Consider the following 23415-nt stretch of genomic DNA (forward strand, 5'->3'; position numbering starts at 1 on the left):
GCCAGAACGGCGAGCCCGCTACCGTCGCCGGCCTCGACGGCGAAGAGATGGACTACGGGCACGTCGCCGAGATCACCGGCCTGCCCGGACGTGAGGGCTGGCCAGGCGATCTGCGGCTGATCGTCCGCCGTGTCCCGATCACCGCCCGCGACCAAGCCGCCGGGAAGCTCACCGACCTGGAGAAGCGCACCGGCTGGCGCTACGGGATCACGGCGACGAACATCCAGCGCATGCGCGGTATCCCCGGCACTCACCACGCCCAGTGGATCGACGTGCTCCACCGGCAGCACGCGGTCGTCGAGGACCGCGTCCGCATCGCCAAACAGACCGGCCTCGGACACCTCCCGTCGGCCTCCTGGCAGGTCAACACCGCCTGGACCCTGCTCGCCGGCACCGCCGCCAGCCTCGACGCCTGGACCCGCCTCCTGGCTTTCGCCGACCACGACCTACTCTCCAAGGCCGAACCGGTCACGATGCGCGAACTCGTCTACCGGCTCCCAGCCCGTCTCGCACACCACGCGCGCCAACGATTCCTACGGTTCGACCGCGACCACCCCCACACCCACACGATCACCACCGCCTGGCAGCGGCTGACCGCACTGACCACCTGACCCGCGACAACGACGTCCCACCACACGCCGCCCCGAGGAACGGCGCAGCACCACCACCGGCCGGAACCGGCGCACGCAGCGACACGCGCACGCGAAACGCGCCCAAACGAGACCAACGGCCAACTCAGCCGAACCGCTCAGGCCGGGCCACACACCACGCGAAGGATCAGGGCTGGTACCTGTTCGATTGGCGCACCTGCTTGAGTGCGGGGGATTCCTCCCCGGGTATACCCGTGAGCCGGTTGAGGATCGTCAGTTCGGCATCGATCAGTTGCTCGGTGATCCTGGCCTGTTCGTCACCGGCCGCCGCCTTGTCCTCCACATCGGAGTGCCAGCGGTCGAACTCCGGGGTCCAGTCGATCAGCACCCGACCAGTATTCCACGAATGGAATGCAGGGGCAAAGGGCTGCCTGCTCTCCACGCAGGTGGCTGATGGTGCGGGTCAGGTGCGTTCCCGGTGGGAGTATGACGTCACACCGGGCGCGGACGGCAACCCGGTGGTGGGTCTGCCGTCGTCGTCCACGACGGTGCATGACGGGCTGGAGTACACCACGCGGGTGGACGCGTACGACGAGGCGTTGCGGCCGACGTCGTCGACGGTCGTGTTGCCGGACGGTCTGGATGTGCTGACCGGTCTGGCGGGCCGGGAGTTCACCACGACGGTGGAGTACCGGATCGATGGTTCGGTGCGTCTGTCGGCAGCGCAGAATCTGATGTGTGGCTGTGCCGGGCAGTCTGTCAAGGAAGTGGTTCGAGCAACGGACAGGTGCTGCGCTTTGACCCGACCAACGGCTACTTTGGATCGAAGACAGGGAATGGTGTGATGAAGATCTTCTTCAGGCCGGACAATCCCGCTACGTACTGGGCAGGCGAGGTGCAGAAGGCGGTGTTGGCAGGTGGGCGTATCACCATTCCATGAGTGGTTCCGTGGCCGTGCGACTCAAGAAGGATGGCTACGAGTCGTGGAGTTCGCTGACGCCCTAATGTCGTGGTCGGAATTCGTCGACGAGTGCGCTGAGGGTTATAGCTTCGGCGTCTATGAGTACGACAACGACCTGCAAGTACGTGACCTGCTTGAGCTCGCCTTCGACGGCGAGGCCGACGAACTTCTCGGTGCTGAAGAAGCGCGCCGCAGTATCGTTGTGGTTGACGAGCGGTTTCGGAGGATCTTGAAACCGGGAGTGCGAGTTCCAGGTGCGTCTGAGACCTGGTGGAGCGGGGCCGTTCCGGCCCGAGGTGGTGTGGAGCTGGTCGAGGATCTTGAGGAGAACTACAGGACTGAGATCGACTTGGTCGAGGGTCGCTGAGAGCGCCTTGAGTGCGATCAAATATGCCTGCTTCTTCGAAGTGCGCGAGGCTTGAAAACGGCGGACTCACTGTTCGAAACCCTGGTGGGTCAGCTCAGCCAAAACCTAAGATCCCCTGCTCGCAATCGAGTATGCATTGCCGAGAGTTGGAGCATGATCCACGGTACGGATGACCAATGGCTTCCTGTGAAGACGTCGATGTCGCTTATCGCATTCAAGGCACGAGTGGACAAGCGCGGGTCCATCAAGAACTGGCGTAAGGAACGGTACACCGAGCCGCTTGTGACTGTCTTGTTGATTCGCGCAGAATGCCCAATGCACGTGACTGCGAGTCCGCGAACATTCTCATCAGGATGCTCCCTCGCCTGGCGCAACAGGAAATCCTCGAGCCACGCAATGCTTGTTTCGCGGTAGGTCAATTCGAGCAGGGAGTCCGTTGCTGCAGTCACGTCGTCACCGCAAATGCGATTCACCATCTCGCCCCCAATCCTTCACGTAGCGCCCACGCGCCGTTCGTGACCTGCGGCGACGCTCCGGAGCGGAGCACCCGTTTGGTGCGGCGGTGGTCAGCCGAGGCCGGGCAGCACCATCATGGTGCACGCTGATCTTAGCGTCTGTGCAGGTCAGCGCGCGATTCGCGCGGGGCCGTGAAGGATCGAGGTCGTACCGGGCATCACGTCCCCACGGCTTGCTCACCGAATCTTTCCATTGCACGTAACAAGGCCAACATCAGTAGGCGCGCTCTGCCGCTTCGGGTTGAGAGAAGACCAATCTCGCACGTGACCACGCCAAACAGGCCGGTCGGTGCGCAGCATAGTCGCCGTCCACGGGGATGACGCTGCCGGTGACGAAGCTCGACCGCTCCGAGCACAACCACACGACGGCGTCCGCGATCTCTTCGGGTCGCCTGATCCGACCGATGGGGTGCGCGGCGACCCGCGCGGCCATGACCCTGTCGCCGCGACCCGGACCGGGTCGGGCTGTCGGCCCGAGCTGAGGCCCACACCCGTTTTCCCGGGCCTCGATGTTGGTGACTGGTGGCACGATGACACCATGACGTGGTGCGAAAGGTGTGGCTTCGACAGTTCGATGTGTGAGCACGGCTTGGCAGAGCGGCAACGCCAGCAACGTGACGGGGCGGTCCCGGATTCCGTCCTCGTCTCGCCGCAGGGTCTCGCTCACTTCGGTGGGTGCAGCCACAAGGACGACACCGACTACTCACGCTGGGGAGTCCTCGACGCAACTGACGTGTGGCAGCGGCTCGGCAACGGCGAGTCGTTCACGATCAAGGACGACGGCGGACGGCGCCTCGTGGTCGCCGGGCGCTGCCGCGACTGCGTCGAACACGGACCTTGGTGAGGCGGTAGCCGACGTATCAGCGCCGGTGCCCGGGTTTCGGCGAATCCCGGCCGGGCCGAACCCCGGCCGGGGTCCCGGCCCGACTCGGCCGAACCGCACCTCGGTGCCGGTGGCTCAAGCTTGTGGCCGCGCCGTGGCCCACCACGCGTCGAAGTCGATGCCCTTCTTCTTCGCCAGTTCCTCCAGGCGTGCCTTGGTCGGCGGCTGGAACAGCTTCGGCGTGATCTTGCGGTCGATGGCGGCGTACTTCCGCTGACGTTTCGCCTGCGCCGCGGCCCCGTTCTCCGCCTGGGCGACCACGGCGCCGGTCGCCGTGACGCTCGCACCGGTCAGTACGCCGCTGACCAGCGGGGTGTAGCCGTTGGCGTGACCGGCGCGGTTGGGGTGGTAGGACTCCTGGAGGGGGCTGGAGAAGCCGTTGATCCACTCGGTCGGGTCGCACACGGCGTGGCCGGTGAACCGGCTGATCGGATTGACGAAGCTGAAGCCCTTCGCGGAGGCCGCCGTCGAGGTGACCGAGTTGATGAGCGTGACGGCGTCGTTGAGGGCGGCCTCGTCCGACGGGCTGAAGAAGGTCAACAGATTGCAGTCCTCGCCCATGAAGATCTTCGGGTAGCCGACGACGACCACCTTCGCGTGCGGCGCCCGCGTCCTGATGGCGGCGTAGAGGGTGTCGAGCCGGCCCGGGAGGGTGTTCGAGATGAACGAGCGCCCCGCGGCGACCGCGCCGGCGCAGTCGCTGGCCCACGCCGGCAGGGCGCACTCGGTGAGCACGTCGGCGAACCCGGCGTCGTTGCCACCCACCGAGACGGTCACGTACCTCGTGCTCGAGCTCAGCGCGCCGAGCTGGTTGTTCCGCACGTCGGCGACGACCGCTCCTGAGCAGGCCCGGAAGTTGAGGCTGTAGCCCTTGGCCGCCGCGGTGAGGCTGGCGTAGGCGTAGGCCGAGCGCAGGCACTCGGTGCCGTCGTCGATGTAGCTCCTCGTGCCGGTGCCGGAGGAATACGAGTCGCCCAGGGCGACATAGGACTCGCCGGAGGCGTACGACGGGAGGGTGGGTGTCGTCACCAGGGCAATCGTGGCAAGGCTCGTCGCCGCCACGGCGGCGACGAGCCGCAACAGGTGTCGCTTCATGGGCAGCTCCCTGAGGGTTCGTCCAGTCACTCCGAACGTGACTCGATCGCCTCTCTTTATAGGGCGTACCACCAGAAGCGCGCAATATCCGACAAATAGTTCACCAAAAGTTCTGTCTGTAGTGTTCCTCGTGCCCCCCGGTTCTTGGCCGGGCTCCGCGGACGGGACGCGACTCCAGATCTGGAGTCCGGTGACGAAGGTGGACTGGTCCGAGCAGAGCCACACCACGGCGTCGGCGATCGGTGGCGTGTCGACGGATCACCGGGCGAGCGAGATCGCGAAGGGCGCGAATCCGCTGGACCTAATCACGTGGGGTACGAACAGCACTGCGGCCTCGGTGGCGCGCGCGGTCTGGATCCCGCCGAGGTCGGTGATCCACTCCGTGCGCCAGCCGAGGTCGATGAGCAGTTCACGGACTGTCTGCTTGGCCTGAGGGTCATCGCCGGAGAGGAAGGCGTCGGGCGCCTGGGTGAGCGTGGCCGGCGCGGTCATCACCGGGAAGAGCATGGTGTTGAGCGTCTTGACGACGCGCGTTTCGGGGAGCGCTTCCTGGAGTTTCTCGGCGAGGCTCGCGCCGGGAAAGATCAGGTCGCCGGGCAGTCCGTCGGGTCCGTCGACGGTGGCGTTGGCGACGTCGAGGAGGATCTTGTCGCGCAGTTCCTCGCGCAGGGCGCCGAGCCGGTCCAGCGAGCCGGCGCCCGGGGTGGCGTTGATGACGATCTGGGCTGTCCGGGCAGCGTCGGCGGCCGCCCCCGGCGCCCGGTCCGTGGCGGTCACGGTGTGCCCTGCCCGGGTGAGGGCCGTGGCCAGGTTGCCGCCGACGCGGCCGGATCCGAGAACTGCGATCGTGGTCATGAGGAGCTGGTCCTTCCGTGTGTGCAGGTTGCGGTGTGCGGTCAACGCGAGAGCGTGGTGACGGCCTCGGCGTGGACGCCGGGCGCGGCGGCCAGGAAGCTCTCGCTCCGCGGGGTCCAGGGACGGCCCCCGGCGTCGGAGATCTGTCCGCCGGCCTCGGTGACGAGCAGCGCTCCGGGCAGCAGGTCCGCTCGGGCGCCGGCGAACTGCCAGAAGGCGTCGATCCGGCCGGCGGCCACGTTCAGCAGGTGCAGGGTCGCGGGCACGGAGGTGCGGACGACGAGCGCGTCGAAGAGCATCGCGGTGATCGAGGAGCCGACGCGACGCACGACCTTCTCGTCCTCGTCCGGCCGGGCCTGGCTGGTGGCCACGATGCTCAGGCCGAGATCCGTGGTCCAGGACACGTGCAGCGGCCTGCCGTCGAGGTGGGCGCCCGCGCCGGTGAGCGCCGTACAGGTCTCGCCGGTCAACGGCAGGTGGACCGCGGTGAGCACCGGCTGGTTCTCGCGTACGAGGGTGGCGGTCACCGCCCACTCCGGCAGGGCGTGCAGGTGGTTGACGTTGCCTTCGGCCGGATCCACGACCCACCACTCGCCGGGGGGCAATGCCCCGCCGTCCAGTTCGTCCTCCACCCAGCCGGCGTCCGGGCGCAGGTGGGTGAGGCGAGGGCGCAGGATGTCGAGGGCGGTGTCGTCGTTGGCGGCGAGCGCGCGCGTCAGCTCTTCGCGGGTCCGGTGGCGGACCACCTCGCCGAAGCGCTCGCGCAGCACCGAACCGGCGATACGCACGGCGGTCGAGGTCTGGGCGAGCAGGTCGGCGTCGGAGGCGCCGAGATCAGTGGTCTGAAGCGTTTCGGACATGGTGGTGCTCCCGTGTGAGGAAGGGTGATGAGGCCGGTCGGGGAACGAGCTGCGCTCTGCTTCCGGCGCGTCCGTGTCGAAGGTATGCAGCCCCACCGTTAACTGCAAGTGCATGTCAGGCACGGCTAGGATTACTCAGATGCAATTGGATCTGAACCTGCTCGCCGCGCTCGACGCGCTGCTGGAGGAGGGGAGCGTGGCCGGGGCGGCCGCGCGCCTGCATGTCACCGCCCCCGCGATGAGCCGGAGTCTGGGCCGGATCCGGCGCACGACCGGGGATCAGATCTTGGTGCGCACCGGCCGCACGATGACCCCGACGCCGTATGCGATCGCTGTCCGGGAACAGGTGCACGAGCTGCTGCACCAGGTCCAGGGGGTGCTGGCGCCGAGCCGTGAACTCGATCTGGCGCGGTTGGAGCGCACCTTCACGCTCCGCTGGCACGACTCCCTGGTTGCCCTGAGCGGACCTGCACTGCTCGCCGCCGTGCGCGGACAGGCGCCGGGCGTGCGGCTGCGCTTCGTCGCGGAGTCGAGCATCGACACCCCCGAGCTGCGGCGCGGTGAGGTCGACCTGGAGGCGAACGCCAACCGTCCGAGCGCGCCGGACATCCACGCCGAGGGCGTGGGCGAGGTGCGGCTCGTCGTCGTCGTGAGGCAGGGGCACCCCCTCACCCGCGCCGGGACCGTCACCGCAGAGCAGTACGCCGCCGCCGAGCACGTTGCGGTCTCGCGACGCGGAAACCTCAGCAACGCCCTCGACGACGCCCTTGCGCGGCTCGGCCTCACCCGCCGCGTGGTGGCGAGCGCGCCCACGGAAGCGACCGCGCTGGAGTTCGCGCGCGACTCCGATCTCCTGATCAGCGTTCCCGAAGTCACCACGCGCTCGGCGGCCGCCGACCTCGGCCTGGTCGTGCTCCCGCTCCCGCTCGAACTGCCGTCGGCGCCGATATACCTTTCGTGGCACCAGCGCTACGACACCGACCACGCCCACGCCTGGTTGCGCGGGCTGGCGCGAACCGCGCTGGCCATGTGCGGAGCGTCGTAGCCGGCGCTGTCCGGGTGCTCCGCCCGGCGGAGCCGCTGTCCCTTGCGGTGACACGAGTCACTCGATCGTGTACTCTGTAGTGAACGCTCCACACAGAGTGATTCTGTGATGTCGAAGAGGACAAGCGACGATGAAGTCAGAACATGCCGACTCGATGGTGGGTTCGGTGTCCGCGGCGCCCCTGCTGCTGTTGCACGGCGGTGGGCCGGGTGTCGACGCGCTGAGCAACTGGCGGAACGTGTGGGGCCCGCTGACGGACCGGTTCACCTGTGTTGCTCCCGACCTGCTCGGCTTCGGCGCGCGGATCCCGCACGACGGCCTTCCGCGCGGTCCGCGCGCCTGGAGCCGAGCGCGTGCTCACCAGCTCCTCGAGCTGATCGACGAACAGGGCCTGGATCGTGTCCACCTCGTCGGCAACTCGGCGGCGGGCGGCGCCGCAGCGCTGGCACTCATGGAGCTCGCACCCGGGCGCATCGGCCGCGCGGTGCTCATGGGTGGCGCCGGGACCGGCCCGCAGCCGCACACGGTCCCGTTCTACGACGAACCGACACGTGCGTCGATGCGCCGCACGCTGGCGCGCCTGGTCGCGGACGAGCGGGAGCACCCCCGGCTGCTCGACGAGCTCGCCGAGCTCCGGTGGCGCCAGGCCCTGGCGCCGGGCGCGGAGCAGGCCTTCCGCGCCATGTTCGCCCCCGGTCAGGACGGTGAGCGGCCGATCGACGTCACCGCGACCACCACACCAGTCCTGGCCCTGCACGGCGAGCTGGACCGGGTCTCGCCGGTCGAGGTGTCCGAGCGGCTGGTGCACGGCCTGCCGAACGGCCGGCTCAAGGTGGTCGCAGGTGCCGGCCACTGGATCCACGTGGACCGCCCGCAGCAGTTCCGTATCGAGGTCGAGGAGTTCCTGAGCACATGACGACGACAGGCGGAACAGAGCACGTCAGCGTACTCGTCATCGGGGCCGGCCCGGCCGGCCTGACGCTGGCCATGGACCTCGGGCAGCGAGGCGTCGACTGCCTGGTGGTCGAGGCGACCGAGGAGCGGTCCGCCAACCCGCGCTGCAACACGACGTCGGCACGATCCATGGAGATCTTCCGGCGCCTGGGCATCGCCCGGGAGGTCCGGCGAACAGGACTGCCGGGGGACTACCCCACCTCGGTCCAGTACCGCACGACGATGCTGGGGGAGGAGATCTACCGCCTCGACCTTCCCTCGTCGGCGGAGGTCGAGGCAGGCGTCGGGGCACGGGACTGGCCGACACCGGAGCCGCAGCACCGGATCTCGCAGCTCTTCCTGGAACCCGTCCTCGAGCAGCACGCGCTGGACACGCCCGGAGTGACCCTCCGGCGCGGGACCAGACTCCTCGAACTCCGCCAGCACGACGACCGGGTCGAGGCGGTCCTCGGGGCCGACGGCCATAGGTGGACGGTGACCTGCGACTACGCCGTCGGGTGCGACGGCGCGCACAGCACGGTGCGCAGCGCGCTGGGAATCAGGTACGAGGGCGTCGAGGCGATCAAGAAGTTCGTCTCCACCCTTGTGCGGTCACCCGAGCTGGGGCGGATCGCCGCCAAGGACCGGGCGTGGACCTACTGGACCTACGGACGTCGTCCCGCGGCCCTCATCGCCATCGACGGCGGCGAGCTGTGGCTCAACCACGTCGCCTTCGACGTCGACCAGGACACCGAGCGCGAGGACCCGGCACGGCTGCTCGACGAAGCCGTGGGCGGCGTCGTCGACCACGAGGCGCTGGGGACCGTCCGGTGGACCGGGCGGCAGCTCGTCGCCCGGCACTACCGGAAGGGGCGGGTGTTCCTGGCCGGCGACGCGGCCCACATCTGGATCCCGGCCGGCGGCTTCGGGATGAACGCCGGTATCCAGGACGCGGCGACCCTCGCCTGGATGCTGTCCGCCGTCCACCAGGGGTGGGCGCCGCCGAGCCTGCTGGACGCCTACGAGACCGAGCGCAAGCCCGTGGGCGAACAGTTCGCGGCCGCGGTGGGCGCGACCGCGAGGGCTTCCCTCGCCGGCGCACCGGCCGCCATCCACCTCGACGGGCCGGCCGGAGTCCGGGCCCGGGAGGATCTCGCCCGGCGGCTGGCCGCGACCGAGGCACACCGGTACTCGCCGGACGGGTTCAGCTTCGGCTACCACTACGCGGGGTCGCCCCTGGTCGTCGGGGGGTCGCCGCAGCCGCTCATGGACATGGGCAGCTACCCCGACGAGGCGCGGGCGGGCTTCCGGCTCCCGCACTCGTGGCTTCCCGACGGGCGATCGATCCTCGACGTGGTCGGGCCGGGCTTCACCCTCGTCCGCACCGACGCCAGCGCGGACGCGGCGGCATGGGCGGTGGCCGCGGAGAGGCTGTCGGTCCCCCTCGACGTCGTCGACGTCCGGCCCGAGCGGCCCGAGCGGTATCGCGCTCCGCTGCTGCTCGTCCGCCCGGACCAGCACGTCGCCTGGCTGGGCGGCTCGCGGGACGAACCGGCTGTCGAACCCGGGGCCGTGCTGCGTGCGGCCGTCGGGCGCTCGTAGCCCGCCCAACTCACAGCCCGCCCAACTCACAGCCCGTCCAACTCACAGCCCGTCCAACTCACAGCCCGTCCAACTCATCGCCCTTCCAAAGACGGAACCAGGCAAGACGGAACCAGGAGAACGAATTCAGATGGCATACGCACTGGGCATCGATGTCGGTGGCACCTTCACCGACGGGGTCGCGTCGGACGGCACCGGGCGCATCATCTCCGCCAAGACCCAGACCACCCCTCCGCACCGGGAGGCCGGGGTCATGCAGGTGATCGAGGACCTCTCCGCCGAGCTCGGTATCAGCGTCCGCGAGATGCTGTCGCAGACCGACTACATCGCGCACGGCACCACCGCGTCGATCAACGCACTGGTTCAGGGCGATGTGGCGGATGTCGCCCTGATCGCCACCAAGGGCCACCGCGACTCGATCTACATCATGAACGCCGAGGGAAGGACCCTGGGCCGCTCGGCGCACGAGATCCAGGACACCCTTCGCCAGCGGAAGCCGCGGCCGCTCGTCCCGAAGTATCGCGCCCTCGAGGTCACCGAACGCATGGACTACGCGGGTCAGGTCCTCGTGCCGCTCGACGAGGAGGAGGTGCGCCGCGTCGCCCGGACCCTGGTGGAGCAGGGCGTCGAGGCGATCGCGGTGTGCCTGCTGTGGTCGTTCAAGAACCCTGCGCACGAACGCCGGGTCCGCGAGCTGATCCACGAGGTCGACCCCGGCATGTACGTGACACTCTCCTCCGACGTCAGCCCGCGTATCCGCGAGTTTGCCCGGACCTCCACCACGATCATGAACGCCCAGGTCGGGCCCCGGCTGCGGACCTACCTGGAGCCGTTGCAGAAGCAGCTCGAGGACTCCGGACTGACCGGCCCGCTCCTCGTGATGCAGAGCGAGGGCGGGACCATCACCGCAGACAGGGCGCCGGAGCACGCGATCACCACCGTCGGCTCGGTCCTGTCGGGCGGCGTCATCGGCGGGCTGCGGATGGCCGGGCAGCTCGGCCACCGCAACGTCATCACCACCGACGTCGGCGGGACCACCTTCCTGGCCGGCCTCATCGTCGACGGGGAGCCCGTGATGGCCCCGGGCTCGATCGTGAACCAGTTCCCGATCAACGCCCCCACGATCCAGGTGCACACGATCGGTTCCGGGGGCGGCGCCCTGGCGTCGGTGGACGAGGGCGGCAACCTCCGGCTCGGGCCGCAGAGCGCGGAAGCGGTGCCCGGTCCGGCGTGCTACGGCAACGGAGGTCTCCGCCCGACCAACACCGACGCGAATCTGGTGCTCGGGATCCTGAGCGAGCGCGGCCTCCTCGGCGGACGGAAGCCGCTGCGCAAGGACCTCGCCGAGGAGGCGATCCGCACCTATGTGGCCGAGCCCCTCGGGCTCAGCGTGGAAGAAGCCGCCATCGCCATCCATGAGGTCCAGAACGCCCAGGCGGGCGACCTGCTCCGGCGCTCGGTGGTGCAGGCAGGGTTCGATCCGCGCGACTTCGTGGCCTACGCCTTCGGTGGAGCCGGGCCGGCGCACTGCGTCGGCTACTGCAGGGACCTGGGCGTGTCCGAGGTCGTCGTCCCGCTCGGCCCGGTCGCCTCGGCGTTCTCGGCCTACGGCCTGGCGGCGTCCGACGTCGTCATCAGCGCCGAGTTCTCCGACCCGTCGTCGTTCCCCATCGACCACACCACGCTGCAGGGCTATTTCGAGCAGCTGGAGGCCGACGTGGAGCGCGCCCTGGGAAGGCAGGGCGTGGTGTTCAAGGACGTCACCCTCCAGCGCGAGATCGACCTGCGCTACTCCATGCAGGTGTCCGAACTCACCACGCCGGTGCCGGAGGGGCCGCTCGACGAGCACAGCGGCGAGGCCGTCGTGCGCACCTTCGAGGAGCACTACGAGCGCATCAACGGCTCCGGGGCCGGCTATCGCGAGGCCGGTGTCCAGGCCATCACCTACCGCGTGCGCGCCAAGGCGAGCCTCGGCTTCCCGGTCCTGCTCCCCGAGGTCGAGGAAGCCCGCTCGGCAGACCCGTCCGCGGCACTCCTGGAGGAGCGGCCCGTGTGCCTCGACTCCCGGCGGGGGTTCGAGGCGACACCCGTCTACGAGTACTCCCGCCTGCGTTCCGGCCACGTGCTCGTGGGCCCCGCGATCGTCGACGTCCCGACCACGGTGGTGGTCATACCCGCAGGGTCGGCCGGGCGGGTCGACCACCTCGGCAACCTCGTCGTGACCTACCAGTGAGGACCCCTCAGATGAGAAACACGATCCCCGGCTCGGAGCACTTCACCAGCCGCCCGATGCCTCGCGACGAGCTGCTCGGCAGGATCCCGGACACGTTGCCCCTGCACTCCGTGCCCGAGGACCGCGTGGGCGACGTCGATGCCCTGACCTACGAGGTGGTCCGTCACCGGCTGTCGGCCATCACGCAGGAGATGGGCGAGACCCTGCGACGGATGTCCGGGTCGCACGTCGTCACCGAGTCCAACGACTTCAACTTCTCGATCTGCGACGAACTGGGCGAGCAGGTCCAGGTCGGCACCTTCAACATCGGGCTCATCGGTTCCATGGACCTCGCCGTCACCTGGACGCTGCAGCACCGCGCCACCAATCCGGGGATCGAGGAGGGCGACATGTTCCTCTGCAACGACCCCTGGATCGGCGGCGGGCTGCACCAGAACGACGCGGCGATCCTCGCCCCCGTCTTCCACGACGGAAAGCTCTTCGGGTGGACCACGGCCATCGCGCACCAGATCGACCTCGGTGGCCTCCGGCCGGGATCGTTCAGCCCGTCGGCCCAGGACGTCTTCGCCGAGGCCGCCCCGACCCCGCCGGTCAAGGTGGTCCGCGGCGGGGTCCTGCAGCAGGACGTCGCCGACATGTGGACCCGGCGCTCCCGCCTGCCCCACATGGTCGGTCTCGACCTGCGGGCCAAGATCGCCGCGAACAAGAACGCTGCCGACCAGCTTCTCCGGCTTGTCGACAGGTACGGCGCCGACACCGTGAAGTCGGTGATGCGCCGGATGCTGCAGGACGCGGAGACCCGGCTCAGGACCAAGCTCGACGGGCTTCGGGACGGTACGTGGACCGCGATCGGCTACCAGGAGCAGTCCGGTACCGGGGACCGCGACCTGCACCGGATCAAGGTGGCGATGACCAAGGCGGGTGACAGGCTCACCTTCGACTTCACCGGGACCGCCGAGCAGACGGGCATCATCAACTGCCCCTATCCGGGACTGCGCGCCGGGATCGTCTTCACGATGCTGCCCCTGCTCGCCGGGGACATCCCGTGGGCCGCGGGCGGCCTGCTGCGCTGCTTCGACATCGTCACCGAGGAACACACGATCACCAACGCCTCGTTCCCGGCCGCCGTCGGCAAGGGGCCGTTCGGCCCCGCCTGGGGTGTGGGGAACCTGGTCGCCGAGGTCCTCGCCAAGCTGCTCGACTCCGAACCGCAGCACCGCCGCGACGTCCAGTCCATCTGCAACGGCACGACCGACCTGTGCGTGGTCTCGGGCGTCGATGCCCGCGACGGCGGCCGCAAGGGCTTCGTCAGCCCCATCTTCGATGTCATGGCCGGTGGTTACGGCGCGCAGGTGAACCATGACGGCGTCGACACGGGCGGCCGTCTGATCATCCCGACGGCCAAGGCACCCGACGTCGAGATGACCGAGTACCTGTACCCCCTCGTCGCCCTGTGGCGCCGTGAGCAGACCGACTCCGGAGGTCCGGGGCGGCAACGCGGCGGCATGAGCGGCTCGGTGTGCTACGTCCAGCATCCCCAGCAGGACGCACCGATGTCGCTGGTCGTGTCCGGGACGGGAAAGGTCGCCAACCAGAACGTCGGGCTCGCGGGCGGCTACCCGGGCAACTCCCAGCTCGACATGGTCGTACGGGACATCGAGCTGCCCCAGCTGAAGGGCGCCACGACCGTCCCGGCCGACCTGGACGAGGTGGGCGGACGGGCGGAGGTCCTCCCGTGCGAGGGGGAGTCCGTGCTGGGGGTGAGGGATGCCCTGTTCCTGCACTGGCAGGCGGGCGGCGGATACGGCGACCCCCTCCTGCGGGAAGCCGGGAGCGTCCGCGACGACGTGCTGCAGTCCCGCGTCTCGACGCAGGCCGCACGCGATCTCTACGGCGTCGTGATCGACGATGGCGGAGCGGTCGACGTGTCCGCCACCGCCGCCCTGCGGCTCAGCCTCCGGGGGCGCCGCGCGGGACGGGCGGGCGGCCCGGCCCAGGCGCCCCTCGCGGTCACCGAGCCGGTGCTGGAGCGGGCGCACCGGCTCGACGACAACCTGGCGATCGTCGACGTCGACGGATCCGAGACGGTGGCCTGCACGCACTGCGGCACGCTCATCGGTCCCGCCCACAACTCCGACTTCGTGATCGAGCTGATCCGCACCGACGCCGAACCGTCGGCCGCGGGGCCGCACATCTGGCACGACCCGTCGGTCTACGTCGACGCGGAGGTCGTCTTCCGCCAGCTCTGCTGCCCGGGCTGCGCGACAGCCGTCTACTCGCGGGTCGTCCCGGTGGACCACCCGCTCCCCGAGGACGTCTACGGGGGACGGTCGTGAGCCGGGACCGGAGCCCGCGCCGCACCCTGGTCCGGGTGCGCGAGCTGACCAAGTCGTTCGGCCCCACGACCGCCCTGGACCACGTGAGCCTGACGGTGGGTGCCGGCGAGGTGCTCGCCGTGGTGGGACACAACGGGTCCGGCAAGTCGACGCTGGTCAAGCTACTGGCAGGCTTCCACGCACCCGACGGCGGTGTGATCGAGACCCGCACCCGGGACGGCGCGACGACCGACCTGCGGTTCATCCACCAGGACCTGGGACTCGTCGGCACCCTCTCCACGGTGGAGAACCTGTCCCTGGGGACGGCGCGGGGACTCGGCGTGCTCGGCCGCCTGCGCGGGGCCGACGAGCGGCGGGAGGCCGACGAGCTCATCAGGCGGTTCGGCGTCGACTTCGACGTCGACCGGCCGGTCGAGGAGCTGTCGCCCGCCGAGCGGACCATCGTGGCCATCGCCCGGGCGCTGAAGGGCTGGGACGAGCAGCAGGACGTCGTCGTGGTCCTGGACGAGCCCACGGCCTCGCTGCACGGCGCCGAGGTCGACCGGCTGATGGCGGTGGTGCGCGCGGTCGCCGAGCGCGGGGCGGGGATCCTCTTCATCTCGCATCGCCTCGACGAGGTGCTCGGCATGGCCGACACCGTGGTCGCGCTGCGCAACGGCAGGGTCGTCGGTGAGGTGCCCTGCTCGGACACGGACTACGCCGGACTCGTCGAGCTCGTTGCCGGCGAGGCGGTGGAAGGCCTCGACCGCAGGGCGCCGGTACCCGGCGACGTCGTCCTGCGCGTGTCGGACCTGGAGGGTGACACGATCCGCAACGTCAGCCTCGAGGTCCGGGCCGGCGAGATCGTGGGTGTCGCAGGCATCCTCGGGTCGGGCCGGGACGAGTTGTGCGCCGCGATCTTCGGCGGCCGGGCCTACGGGCGTGGCTCGATCGAGCTCGCGGGCCGGACGCTGCGCCCGGGTGACCTCCGGGCGGCGATCAGGCACGGGGCCGCATACGTTCCCGGAGATCGCCACAAGCACGGAGCCGTCATGTCCATGACGGCCTCCGAGAACCTGGCGGCGGTGCGCATCCCGCGGATCGAGAAGCCCTGGGCGCGGGTGCGCTCGCGGGACGAGGACCGCGAGGCGCGGCACTGGTTCACCACGTGCGGCGTGGTACCCGACCGGCCGCGCATGGAGCTTTCCCGCTTCAGCGGCGGAAACCAGCAGAAGGTGGTCATCGCCAAGTGGCTGCGCACCCGGCCCGGCCTGCTGTTGCTGGAGGAACCCACACAAGGCGTGGACATCGGGGCCAAGTCCCTGATCCACCGGCTGGTCGCCGGCTCGGCCGACGAAGGCACCGCGGTGCTGGTCGCCTCCTCGGAGGCCAAGGAGCTCGCCGAGCTGTGCGATCGCGTGCTCGTCCTCAGCGAGGGCGAGCTGGTCGACGAGCTGGCCGGCACCCGACTCACCGAAGCAGCGATCCTGAATGCGAGCGTCCCATCATGAGCACGGCAGCCAACGAGAAGGGGCACGCGATCCGGCGACGTCTTGCCGGCGCCCTGGCATTCCGCAACATCAGCGCCTTGTACATCCTCGCCGCCATGGTGGTGCTGTTCTCCGTCACGGCGCCGGAGACGTTCCCGACCATCGACACGGTGCGCATCATCCTCAACGACCAGGCGATCACCGCCGTCCTGGCCGTCGCGCTCACCGTCCCGCTGGCCGCCGGACTGATCGATCTCTCGATCGGTGCCCAGCTCGGCCTGGGCGCGATCCTGGTGGCCTGGCTGCTGTCCGTCCAGGGCGCGGGACTGGGGGTGTCCCTCGTCGTGACCCTCGCGGTGGGTGCGGGGGTCGGACTCCTCAACGGGCTGCTGATCACCCGCGCGAGGATCAGCTCCTTCATCACCACGCTGGGAAGCAGCTCCATCCTGCTCGCGGGCATCTCCTGGATCTCCAAGGACGCTCAGATCCTCGACCTGGGCGACGGCTTCCAGGCGATCGCGAACCACCAGGTCTTCCAGATCCCGCTGTCCGTCTACTTCATGGTCGGTATCGCGGTGGCCGTCTGGTACGTCATCGACAGGACCCACGCAGGCCGGGCCGTCTACGCCACCGGCGGAAACCCGGAGGCCGCCCGCCTTGCCGGTGTCCGCACCGACCGTGTCGTCATCCTCACCCTCGTGTGCTGCGGGGTGCTGGCAGCCACCGCGGGCATCCTCCTGAGCTCCTCGCTGGCGACGGGCGACCCGACGGTCGGCCCGGGGTATCTGCTGCCCGCGTTCGCGGCCGCCTTCCTCGGCTCCACCCAGTTCCGCAACGGGCGCTTCAACGTGCTCGGCACGGTGGTCGCGGTCTACGTGCTCGCGATCGGCGTCAAGGGGCTCCAGCTCTCCGGCGCACCGGTGTGGATCCCCGAGCTCTTCAACGGCGTCGCGCTCCTCGTGGCAGTGGCCGCGAACAGGCGCCAGGCCTCCGCCCGGCGGGTCCGCAAGGACAAGCCGGGCACCCCCTCGGAGTCGACGACGTCCTCACCGGCGAAGCCCTCGCCGACGACGGCCTCGCGGACGACGGCCTCTGCCTGACGGCCTCTGCCTGACGGCTCGTCCGGGCCGTCGAGGCCAACCTTCCGCCCGGGTGCATCCCGGGCGGTTCAACCCAGAAAAGGAAACCGAACCGATGAGAACACCGATGGGCCGTCCTGGCCCGAGACTGATCACCGGGCTGGCCTCGCTGGCCCTCCTCGCCGGGTGCAGCAGCGCCGACGGGAGCGCCGCCACGGCGAACTCCGACGAGTCGCAGAGCGCCGCTCAGGAGCTGATCGACCCCTATCTCGGTCAGCCGGGGGAGTTCCCCGTCACCGAGCCCCTCGACGCGCCCGTCCCCGCGGGGACCCGGATCGCCTACGTCGACAACGGCAACGCGCTCGTCGCCCTGATGTACCAGCTCATGCAGCCGGCGGCGGAAGAACTGGGCATCGAGCTGTACGCGGTGCGTGCCGGAACCTCGGCGAGCGGGGTGCAGAGCGCGTTCAGCACGGTGGTGCAGCAGCAGCCCGACGCGGTCATCAACACCGCCATCGACCCCGTCCTGTGGGACAACCAGCGCGAACAGCTGATCGACGCCGGTATCCCGATCGTCTCCCTCGGCACGGTCGCCGATCCGGATGCCGGTCTCGTCCAGCCCAACGGGGTGGCCGCGTTCGAGCGTCAGGGCCGTCTCCAGGCAGCCTGGCTGGTGGCGGGCCACGACGAGTCCGTCGATGCCGTCCTCTACGAGCACAGCGAGATCGCCTACGCGGAGGCCGTGCAGGAGGGCTTCGAGAGCGAGCTCGCCGAGCTCTGCCCCGACTGCACCGTGCGTGTCGTGCAGATCCCGATCGCCGAGGTGGGGAACAAGGCGCCCGAGCGCATCGTCAGTGATCTCCAGTCACATCCGGAGACCGACGCCGTCGTCTTCCAGTCCTCGGCCGTCGCGACCGGCCTTCCCGCCAAGCTGAAGGTGGCCGGGATGGACGACATCGAGATCGTGGGGGCGAACCCGCTGCCGACCAACCTCCAGTACCTCAAGGACGGGCAGTCGACGGTCGAACTCGGTGCCGACCTGAACACCCTGGCGTGGACGGCCGTGGACACGGCGGCACGCCTGGTGAACGGCCAGGACCTGCAGGAGAACGTGGCCGACGGTGAGGCGCTCGTGCACCAGTTCCTGCGTCCGGAGGACGTGACGTTCGACCCGGCACACGGGTTCGCGGGCTACCCCGACGTCGCCGACCGGTTCCGGGAACTCTGGAACCGATGACGGCACCGCTGCCCCGACGCCGCTCCGCCCGAATGTCCGGCGGGGACGGTGGGGTGCGGACCTATGATGGCCGGGTGTCGAGCTCAAGCATCACCGCATCCAGCCGGGACGTCATCCTCAAGGCGGCCCGGACGCTGATCTCGGACCGCGGCTACGACGGCATGGTCATCTCTGATCTCTCGGCGCTGTCGGGACTGCCGGCCAGCTCGATCTACTACCACTTCGGCAACAAGCTGGGCATCCTGACGGCGCTCCTGGAGCAGACGTTCGAGGACCTGCACGCCACGTTCCCGAGCCCGTCCTCGTTCGACGACCGAGAGCCGATCGAGCGGTTCGAGCTCTGGTACACCGCGGCGTGCCGGTCGCTCGACGAGCGGCCGGAGTACCTGCGGCTGCTGCTGGCGGTCAGCATCGGGTCCCACGCCGGCGAGGACGCGATCCGCGTTCTGGTGCGCAGGATCCGGGACTACGCGCACCAGTCGTGGATCGACGCGCTGACCCCGTTGTTCGCCCCCATCACCTCACCCGAGGACGAGGCGTTCCTCGACCAGCTGGCGGTCCTGGGTCGCGCCATGACGGACGGGCTGTCGGTCAGCACCACGTTCGACGGCGGGACGTACGTGGCGCACGTTCCGCCGTTCGTCGCGCTGGTCCGCGGCCTGGCGGCCGAGCGGCGGGGCCTGCACTCGTAGACCCCGCGCCGCTGCCGGCCTGGCGCGTCCGAGAGTTCGCGGCAAGGGATTCACGGGCAAGGACCTGTGCGGTCGTTGACTTCCACCCCGTCGATCAGTAGTGTAGTGAGCGTTACATACAGAGCGGAGATGATGATGTCGATGCTTGACCTGACCGGCACCCGCCTCGGGTACACCGACACGGGCGAGGGCGACGCGGTCGTGTGGCTGCACGGCTCCGGCCCGGGGGCCACGGGAATGAGTAATTTCGGGCCGAACCTGCCCGCGTTCTCCGGCTTCCGGAACGTCGTCGTCGACCTGCCCGGCTGGGGCGCCTCGCCCCGTCACACCGACGAGCCGCTGATCTTCCATGCGGCCGGCGTCATCGCGGAGGCGATGACCGCACTGGGCGTCGAGCGCGCTCATCTGGTCGGCAACTCCTACGGGGGCGCGGTCGCGATGCGGCTCGCCGTCGTGCATCCCGAACGGGTCGGCAGGCTCGTCCTCATGGCGCCGGGAGGGGTGCTTCCCGCCGACGCGCCGCCGTGGCCGGTCGGTCTCGAGCACCTCTTCGACTACATGGCGCTGCCCGAACCGTCCCGCTCGGCGATGGCGGACTTCGTCCGGCTCATGGTCCACGACCAGAGCCTGGCGACCGAGGCCCTGATCGACGAACGCTTCGAGGCCAGCGCCGCGACCCACCCCGAGCTGCCGATCCCGCCGAACTTCGGTGACCTGACCCCGGACCTGCACAAGATCCGGGCACGGACCCTGCTCCTGTGGGGCCGCGAGGACCAGACGGTTCCCCTCACCTGGGCCCCGGCGATCCTGCACGGCATTCCCGACGCCGAACTCCGGGTCCTGCCGAACTGCCGGCACTGGGTGCAGTACGAGCGGGCCGCCGACTTCAACCGCATCGTCCGCGAGTTCATCACGGACACCTCCACCAACTCGTCAGGGAAGTAGCCAGCATGGGAATCCGCCGACTGGGCCACGTGGGCCTCAACGTGAGCGACGTCGACGCGTGGGTCGATCTCTTCGACCGGACGCTCGGGGTCAAGGCGCGCGTGGAGAAGTACGACGACCAGGAAGTCACTCTGCTCGAGCTGGACGAGTTCACCTACCGGCTCGCGCTCTACCCGTCCACCGACGACGCGCCACGCCACATCGGCTGGGTCGTGGACGACGAGCGGGAGCTCGACAGGCTCAGCGGGCGACTCGAAGATGCCGGCCACGCCGTCAGCGACGGCACGACCGCCGAGGCGAGGCTGCGTGGCGCGACCGCGCTCAGGTGGTTCTCGGACCCGGTCGGCTACCGCGTCGAACTCGTGCTCGGCGAGGCGAAGCTGGGCCGCAGCCCCAGCCGTCCTCCGGAGGCGACTCCCGGGGTCACCGGGCTGGGACACTTCGTGCTCGCCAGTCCCCGGCTCGGCGAGCTGCGGGAGCTGTACGAGTCCGTCCTCGAGTTCAAGCTGACCGACTACCGGGCCCCGGGCCTGTACTTCCTCCGCTGCAACGCGACGCATCACAGCCTGGCGCTGGCGCACGCCGACCAGGTGAGCATCCACCACCTCGAGATCGAGCACGGATCGCTCGACGACGTCGGACGGGCACTGGACCGGGCTCAGCGCAACGATGCCCCGATCTCCATCTCGCTCGGCCGGCACATGAACGACAAGGCCATCTCCTTCTATCTCCGCAACCCGAGCGGATTCCACCTCGAGATCGGCTTCGGAGGCATCGAGGTGGACGGTGACCGGACCCCGCACGACTTCGGTGTGGCCGACGTGTGGGGGCACCACCACGCCGACGCGAACCCCTTCGCGACCCCGGCGGAAGCGTGAACGCCGCGCGTCCCGGTGCGGCACCCCGCTCGGGACCGGTGGCCGCATGAGCGGGCACGCCGGCCCGGGCCGCTTCGCCGGCCGGCTGGAGGGCGCCGCGGCCGCACGGGTCGCGATCCCGCCGCTCCGCGAGGAGATCGGCGCGGGCGACGTCGATGCGGCGTATGCCGTGCAGGCCGAGCTCACGCGGCGCCGGGTCGCTCGTGGCGGGCACGTCGTCGGGCGCAAGGTGGGCCTGACGTCGCCCGCCGTACAGGCTCAGCTCGGGGTCGATCAGCCCGACCTGGGTGTGCTCTTCGCGGACATGCAGGTCCGGGACGGTGCGGTGGTGCCGGCAGGGACACTGCTCCAGCCCAGGATCGAGGCCGAGGTCGCGTTCCGGCTCGGTCAGGACCTGACCGGCGAGCTCGACCCGGCCAAGGTCCGGGACGCCGTCGAGCACGCCGTCGCCGCGCTGGAGATCGTCGACAGCCGGATCGAGGACTGGGACATCGGGATCGTCGACACGGTCGCCGACAACGGCTCGTCGGCCCTCTTCGTGCTCGGTGGCGTCCGGCGGACGCTCGACGAGCTCGAACCTCGCGACGTCCGGATGTCGCTGTCGGTCGACGGCCGAGTGGTCTCGACCGGGTCCGGGGAGGACTGCCTGGGGGATCCGCTGGCGGCGTTGCTCTGGCTCGCGCGGACCGCTCAACGCCAGGGCGACCCGCTCCGCGCGGGTGAGGTCGTCCTGTCCGGCGCGCTCGGCCCCATGGTCGCGGTCGTGCCGGGGACCACTGTCCGCGCGGACATCACATCACTCGGCCCGGTCGCGGTCGAGTTCGGCAAGGAGTGAGCATGAGCAGGACAAAGGTCGCCGTCATCGGGTCGGGCAACATCGGCACGGATCTGATGTTCAAGATCCTCCGCCTGTCCGACTCCCTCGAACTGGCGGCACTGGTCGGTATCGACCCGGCCTCGGACGGCCTCGCGCGCGCCGCGCGCCTCGGGGTCGTCAGCATCTCCGACGGCGTCGACGGGCTCATCGGGACGGACGGCTTCGACGACATCGAGATCGTGTTCGACGCGACGTCCGCCGCGGCGCACGTCGCGAACGCCGCCAAGCTCGCGCCCTTCGGCAAGCGCATCATCGACCTCACCCCGGCCGCGATCGGTCCCTACGTGGTGCCCCCGGTCAACCTCGGCGCGCAGCTCGACGCCCCGAACATCAACATGGTCACGTGCGGGGGACAGGCCACGATCCCGATCGTTGCCGCGATCAGCCGGGTCACCCCGGTGTCGTACGCGGAGATCGTCGCGTCCATCGCCTCCCGGTCCGCGGGCCCCGGGACGCGAGCGAACATCGACGAGTTCACCGAGACCACCGCGTCCGCGATCGAGCAGGTCGGCGGCGCCGGGCGCGGCAAGGCGATCATCGTCCTCAACCCGGCCGAGCCCCCGCGCGTGATGCGGGACACCGTGCTCGCCCTGATCGGGGACGCGGACCACGAGCGCATCCGGGCCTCCGTCGCCGAGATGGTGGACCAGGTCTCCGCATACGTGCCCGGATACCGGCTCAAGCAGGACGTCCAGTTCCGGGCCCTGGCCGCGGACGAACCGGTCCACACCCTGACCCCGGCCGGTTCGCCGCGGGCGACGCACCAGGTCTCGGTGTTCCTCGAGGTCGAGGGCGCCGCGCACTACCTGCCCGCCTACGCGGGCAACCTCGACATCATGACCTCGGCCGCCTTGCGGGTGGCCGAGCGCGTGGCCGAACGTGTGGCCGCGCACACCACGGATCAGGAGCCCGCCCGATGACCAGAGTCTTCCTCCAGGACGTCACCCTGCGCGACGGGATGCACGCCCTGCGTCACCGCATCGAACCCGACGACGTGCGCCGGATCGTCGCGGCACTGGACGCCGCAGGCGTCGACGCGATCGAGATCGCGCACGGTGACGGCCTCGCCGGAGGCTCGCTCACCTACGGTCCGGGCAGCCACACGAACTGGGAATGGATCTCCGCCGCGGCCGAGACCCTCCGCAACGCACGCCTGACCACGCTCGTCCTGCCCGGCATCGGCACCATCAAGGAGCTCGAGCACGCCCATGAGCTCGGCGTCCGCAGCGTCCGCGTCGCCACGCACTGCACCGAGGCCGACGTGTCGGCGCAGCACATCGCGACCGCCCGCGAGCTCGGCATGGACGTGTCCGGATTCCTGATGATGAGCCACATGGCCGAACCGGCCGACCTCGCCGACCAGGCGAGGCTCATGGAGTCCTACGGCGCGCACTGTGTCTACGTCACCGACTCCGGCGGCCATCTCACCCCGCGCGGTGTCGCCGAACGGATCCGCGCCTACCGGGACGTCCTCGACCCGGCCACCGAGGTGGGCATCCACGCGCACGAGAACCTCAGCCTCTCGGTCGCGAACAGCGTGGTCGCCGTCGAGGAAGGCGCCGTACGGGTCGACGCCTCGCTCGCCGGTCTCGGCGCGGGTGCGGGGAACTGCCCGATCGAGCCGTTCGTCGCCGTCGCCAACAGGTACGGCTGGCAGCACGACGCCGACCTGTTCGCTCTGCAGGACGCCGCCGACGACCTCGTGCGCCCGCTCATGGACCGTCCGGTCCGCGTGGACCGCGAGACCCTCACCCTCGGCTACACGGGCGTCTACTCCAGCTTCCTGCGTCACGCCGAGCGTGCCGCGGCCGACCACGGCGTCGACGCCCGGGAGATCCTCACGGAAGTGGGTCGCCGCAAGCTCGTCGGTGGTCAGGAGGACATGATCATGGACATCGTCCTCGACCGGCTGGCCGCCCGCGCGCCGGGGTGAGTCTCCCTGCCCCGTCCGCGCGGCCGGCCA

At 69.8% G+C, this 23415-nt stretch carries 23 protein-coding genes; 18 read left to right on the top strand and 5 right to left on the bottom strand.

Annotated elements, in window-relative coordinates; genetic code table 11:
• Window positions 1-611, top strand: a 611-nt coding sequence (locus HGK34_RS06385) for a transposase (protein ID WP_201845752.1), incomplete at its 5' end; no start/stop codon positions are given.
• A gap of 166 nt (window positions 612-777) precedes the next feature.
• Here the strand turns inward: HGK34_RS06385 and HGK34_RS06390 are convergent.
• The gene (locus tag HGK34_RS06390; RefSeq protein WP_201845753.1) at window positions 778-978 is read right to left on the bottom strand and encodes a hypothetical protein; all 201 of its coding nucleotides are present in this window, start codon (window positions 976-978) and stop codon (window positions 778-780) included.
• A gap of 58 nt (window positions 979-1036) precedes the next feature.
• Here HGK34_RS06390 and HGK34_RS06395 point away from each other — a divergent pair, with 58 nt between their 5' ends.
• Complete coding sequence (locus HGK34_RS06395) at window positions 1037-1435, top strand: hypothetical protein (RefSeq protein WP_201845754.1); 399 nt, start codon at window positions 1037-1039, stop codon at window positions 1433-1435.
• 138 nt (window positions 1436-1573) lie between these two features.
• Window positions 1574-1918, top strand: coding sequence for a hypothetical protein (locus tag HGK34_RS06400; protein ID WP_201845755.1), 345 nt, complete (start codon window positions 1574-1576; stop codon window positions 1916-1918).
• Window positions 1919-2647: 729 nt separating this feature from the next.
• On the opposite strand, the gene HGK34_RS23480 is transcribed toward HGK34_RS06400, so the two are convergent.
• Complete coding sequence (locus tag HGK34_RS23480) at window positions 2648-3118, bottom strand: SDR family oxidoreductase (RefSeq protein ID WP_307815824.1); 471 nt, start codon at window positions 3116-3118, stop codon at window positions 2648-2650.
• Here HGK34_RS23480 and HGK34_RS06410 point away from each other — a divergent pair.
• Window positions 3023-3277 (top strand): hypothetical protein, encoded by a 255-nt coding sequence (locus HGK34_RS06410; protein WP_201845757.1) that lies wholly within the window; start codon window positions 3023-3025, stop codon window positions 3275-3277. The genes HGK34_RS23480 and HGK34_RS06410 overlap by 96 nt on opposite strands.
• 114 nt (window positions 3278-3391) lie before the next feature.
• Here HGK34_RS06410 and HGK34_RS06415 read toward each other — a convergent pair whose 3' ends face one another.
• From HGK34_RS06415 to HGK34_RS06425, 3 genes are all read right to left on the bottom strand, one after another.
• The gene (locus HGK34_RS06415) at window positions 3392-4411 is read right to left on the bottom strand and encodes an SGNH/GDSL hydrolase family protein (RefSeq protein ID WP_201845758.1); all 1020 of its coding nucleotides are present in this window, start codon (window positions 4409-4411) and stop codon (window positions 3392-3394) included.
• 258 nt (window positions 4412-4669) lie between these two features.
• Entirely contained in the window at window positions 4670-5266 is a 597-nt protein-coding gene (locus HGK34_RS06420; protein ID WP_201845759.1) for an NADPH-dependent F420 reductase, read from the bottom strand.
• A 41-nt stretch (window positions 5267-5307) separates the two neighbouring features.
• Window positions 5308-6126, bottom strand: coding sequence for an inositol monophosphatase family protein (locus tag HGK34_RS06425; protein WP_201845760.1), 819 nt, complete (start codon window positions 6124-6126; stop codon window positions 5308-5310).
• A gap of 139 nt (window positions 6127-6265) precedes the next feature.
• Here HGK34_RS06425 and HGK34_RS06430 point away from each other — a divergent pair, with 139 nt between their 5' ends.
• The 14 genes from HGK34_RS06430 (at window position 6266) to dmpG (ending at window position 23385) form a co-directional block, all read left to right on the top strand.
• Window positions 6266-7171 (top strand): LysR family transcriptional regulator, encoded by a 906-nt coding sequence (locus HGK34_RS06430; protein ID WP_201845761.1) that lies wholly within the window; start codon window positions 6266-6268, stop codon window positions 7169-7171.
• Window positions 7172-7301: 130 nt separating this feature from the next.
• A complete protein-coding gene (locus HGK34_RS06435; protein ID WP_201845762.1) occupies window positions 7302-8087 on the top strand; it encodes an alpha/beta fold hydrolase in 786 nt (261 codons plus the stop codon).
• Complete coding sequence (locus HGK34_RS06440; protein WP_201845763.1) at window positions 8084-9706, top strand: FAD-dependent monooxygenase; 1623 nt, start codon at window positions 8084-8086, stop codon at window positions 9704-9706. The genes HGK34_RS06435 and HGK34_RS06440 overlap by 4 nt, the downstream gene beginning before the upstream one ends.
• A 130-nt stretch (window positions 9707-9836) precedes the next feature.
• Window positions 9837-11939 (top strand): hydantoinase/oxoprolinase family protein, encoded by a 2103-nt coding sequence (locus tag HGK34_RS06445; RefSeq protein ID WP_201845764.1) that lies wholly within the window; start codon window positions 9837-9839, stop codon window positions 11937-11939.
• Window positions 11940-11950: 11 nt separating this feature from the next.
• Entirely contained in the window at window positions 11951-14275 is a 2325-nt protein-coding gene (locus HGK34_RS06450) for a hydantoinase B/oxoprolinase family protein (RefSeq protein WP_201845765.1), read from the top strand.
• Complete coding sequence (locus tag HGK34_RS06455) at window positions 14272-15765, top strand: sugar ABC transporter ATP-binding protein (protein ID WP_201845766.1); 1494 nt, start codon at window positions 14272-14274, stop codon at window positions 15763-15765. Before HGK34_RS06450 ends, HGK34_RS06455 begins: the two co-directional genes overlap by 4 nt.
• On the top strand, window positions 15762-16844 hold the full coding sequence (locus tag HGK34_RS06460) for an ABC transporter permease (RefSeq protein WP_201845767.1): 1083 nt from the start codon (window positions 15762-15764) through the stop codon (window positions 16842-16844). The genes HGK34_RS06455 and HGK34_RS06460 overlap by 4 nt, the downstream gene beginning before the upstream one ends.
• Window positions 16845-16938: 94 nt before the next feature.
• Complete coding sequence (locus HGK34_RS06465) at window positions 16939-18060, top strand: sugar ABC transporter substrate-binding protein (protein ID WP_201845768.1); 1122 nt, start codon at window positions 16939-16941, stop codon at window positions 18058-18060.
• A 74-nt stretch (window positions 18061-18134) separates the two neighbouring features.
• Window positions 18135-18752: a TetR/AcrR family transcriptional regulator gene (locus HGK34_RS06470; RefSeq protein WP_201845769.1), complete on the top strand. Its 618-nt coding sequence runs from the start codon at window positions 18135-18137 to the stop codon at window positions 18750-18752.
• 141 nt (window positions 18753-18893) lie between these two features.
• Window positions 18894-19697 (top strand): alpha/beta fold hydrolase, encoded by an 804-nt coding sequence (locus tag HGK34_RS06475; RefSeq protein WP_201845770.1) that lies wholly within the window; start codon window positions 18894-18896, stop codon window positions 19695-19697.
• Window positions 19698-19702: 5 nt separating this feature from the next.
• Entirely contained in the window at window positions 19703-20575 is an 873-nt protein-coding gene (locus HGK34_RS06480; protein ID WP_201845771.1) for a VOC family protein, read from the top strand.
• 46 nt (window positions 20576-20621) lie between these two features.
• Window positions 20622-21410 (top strand): 2-keto-4-pentenoate hydratase, encoded by a 789-nt coding sequence (locus HGK34_RS06485; RefSeq protein ID WP_201845772.1) that lies wholly within the window; start codon window positions 20622-20624, stop codon window positions 21408-21410.
• Between the two features lie 2 nt (window positions 21411-21412).
• Window positions 21413-22372, top strand: coding sequence for an acetaldehyde dehydrogenase (acetylating) (locus HGK34_RS06490; RefSeq protein ID WP_201845773.1), 960 nt, complete (start codon window positions 21413-21415; stop codon window positions 22370-22372).
• Window positions 22369-23385 (top strand): 4-hydroxy-2-oxovalerate aldolase, encoded by a 1017-nt coding sequence (gene dmpG / locus HGK34_RS06495; RefSeq protein ID WP_201845774.1) that lies wholly within the window; start codon window positions 22369-22371, stop codon window positions 23383-23385. The genes HGK34_RS06490 and dmpG overlap by 4 nt, the downstream gene beginning before the upstream one ends.
• Window positions 23386-23415: the final 30 nt, after the last annotated feature.

It is taken from the genome of Myceligenerans indicum (assembly GCF_016742955.1).
Classification (GTDB): domain Bacteria; phylum Actinomycetota; class Actinomycetes; order Actinomycetales; family Cellulomonadaceae; genus Myceligenerans; species Myceligenerans indicum.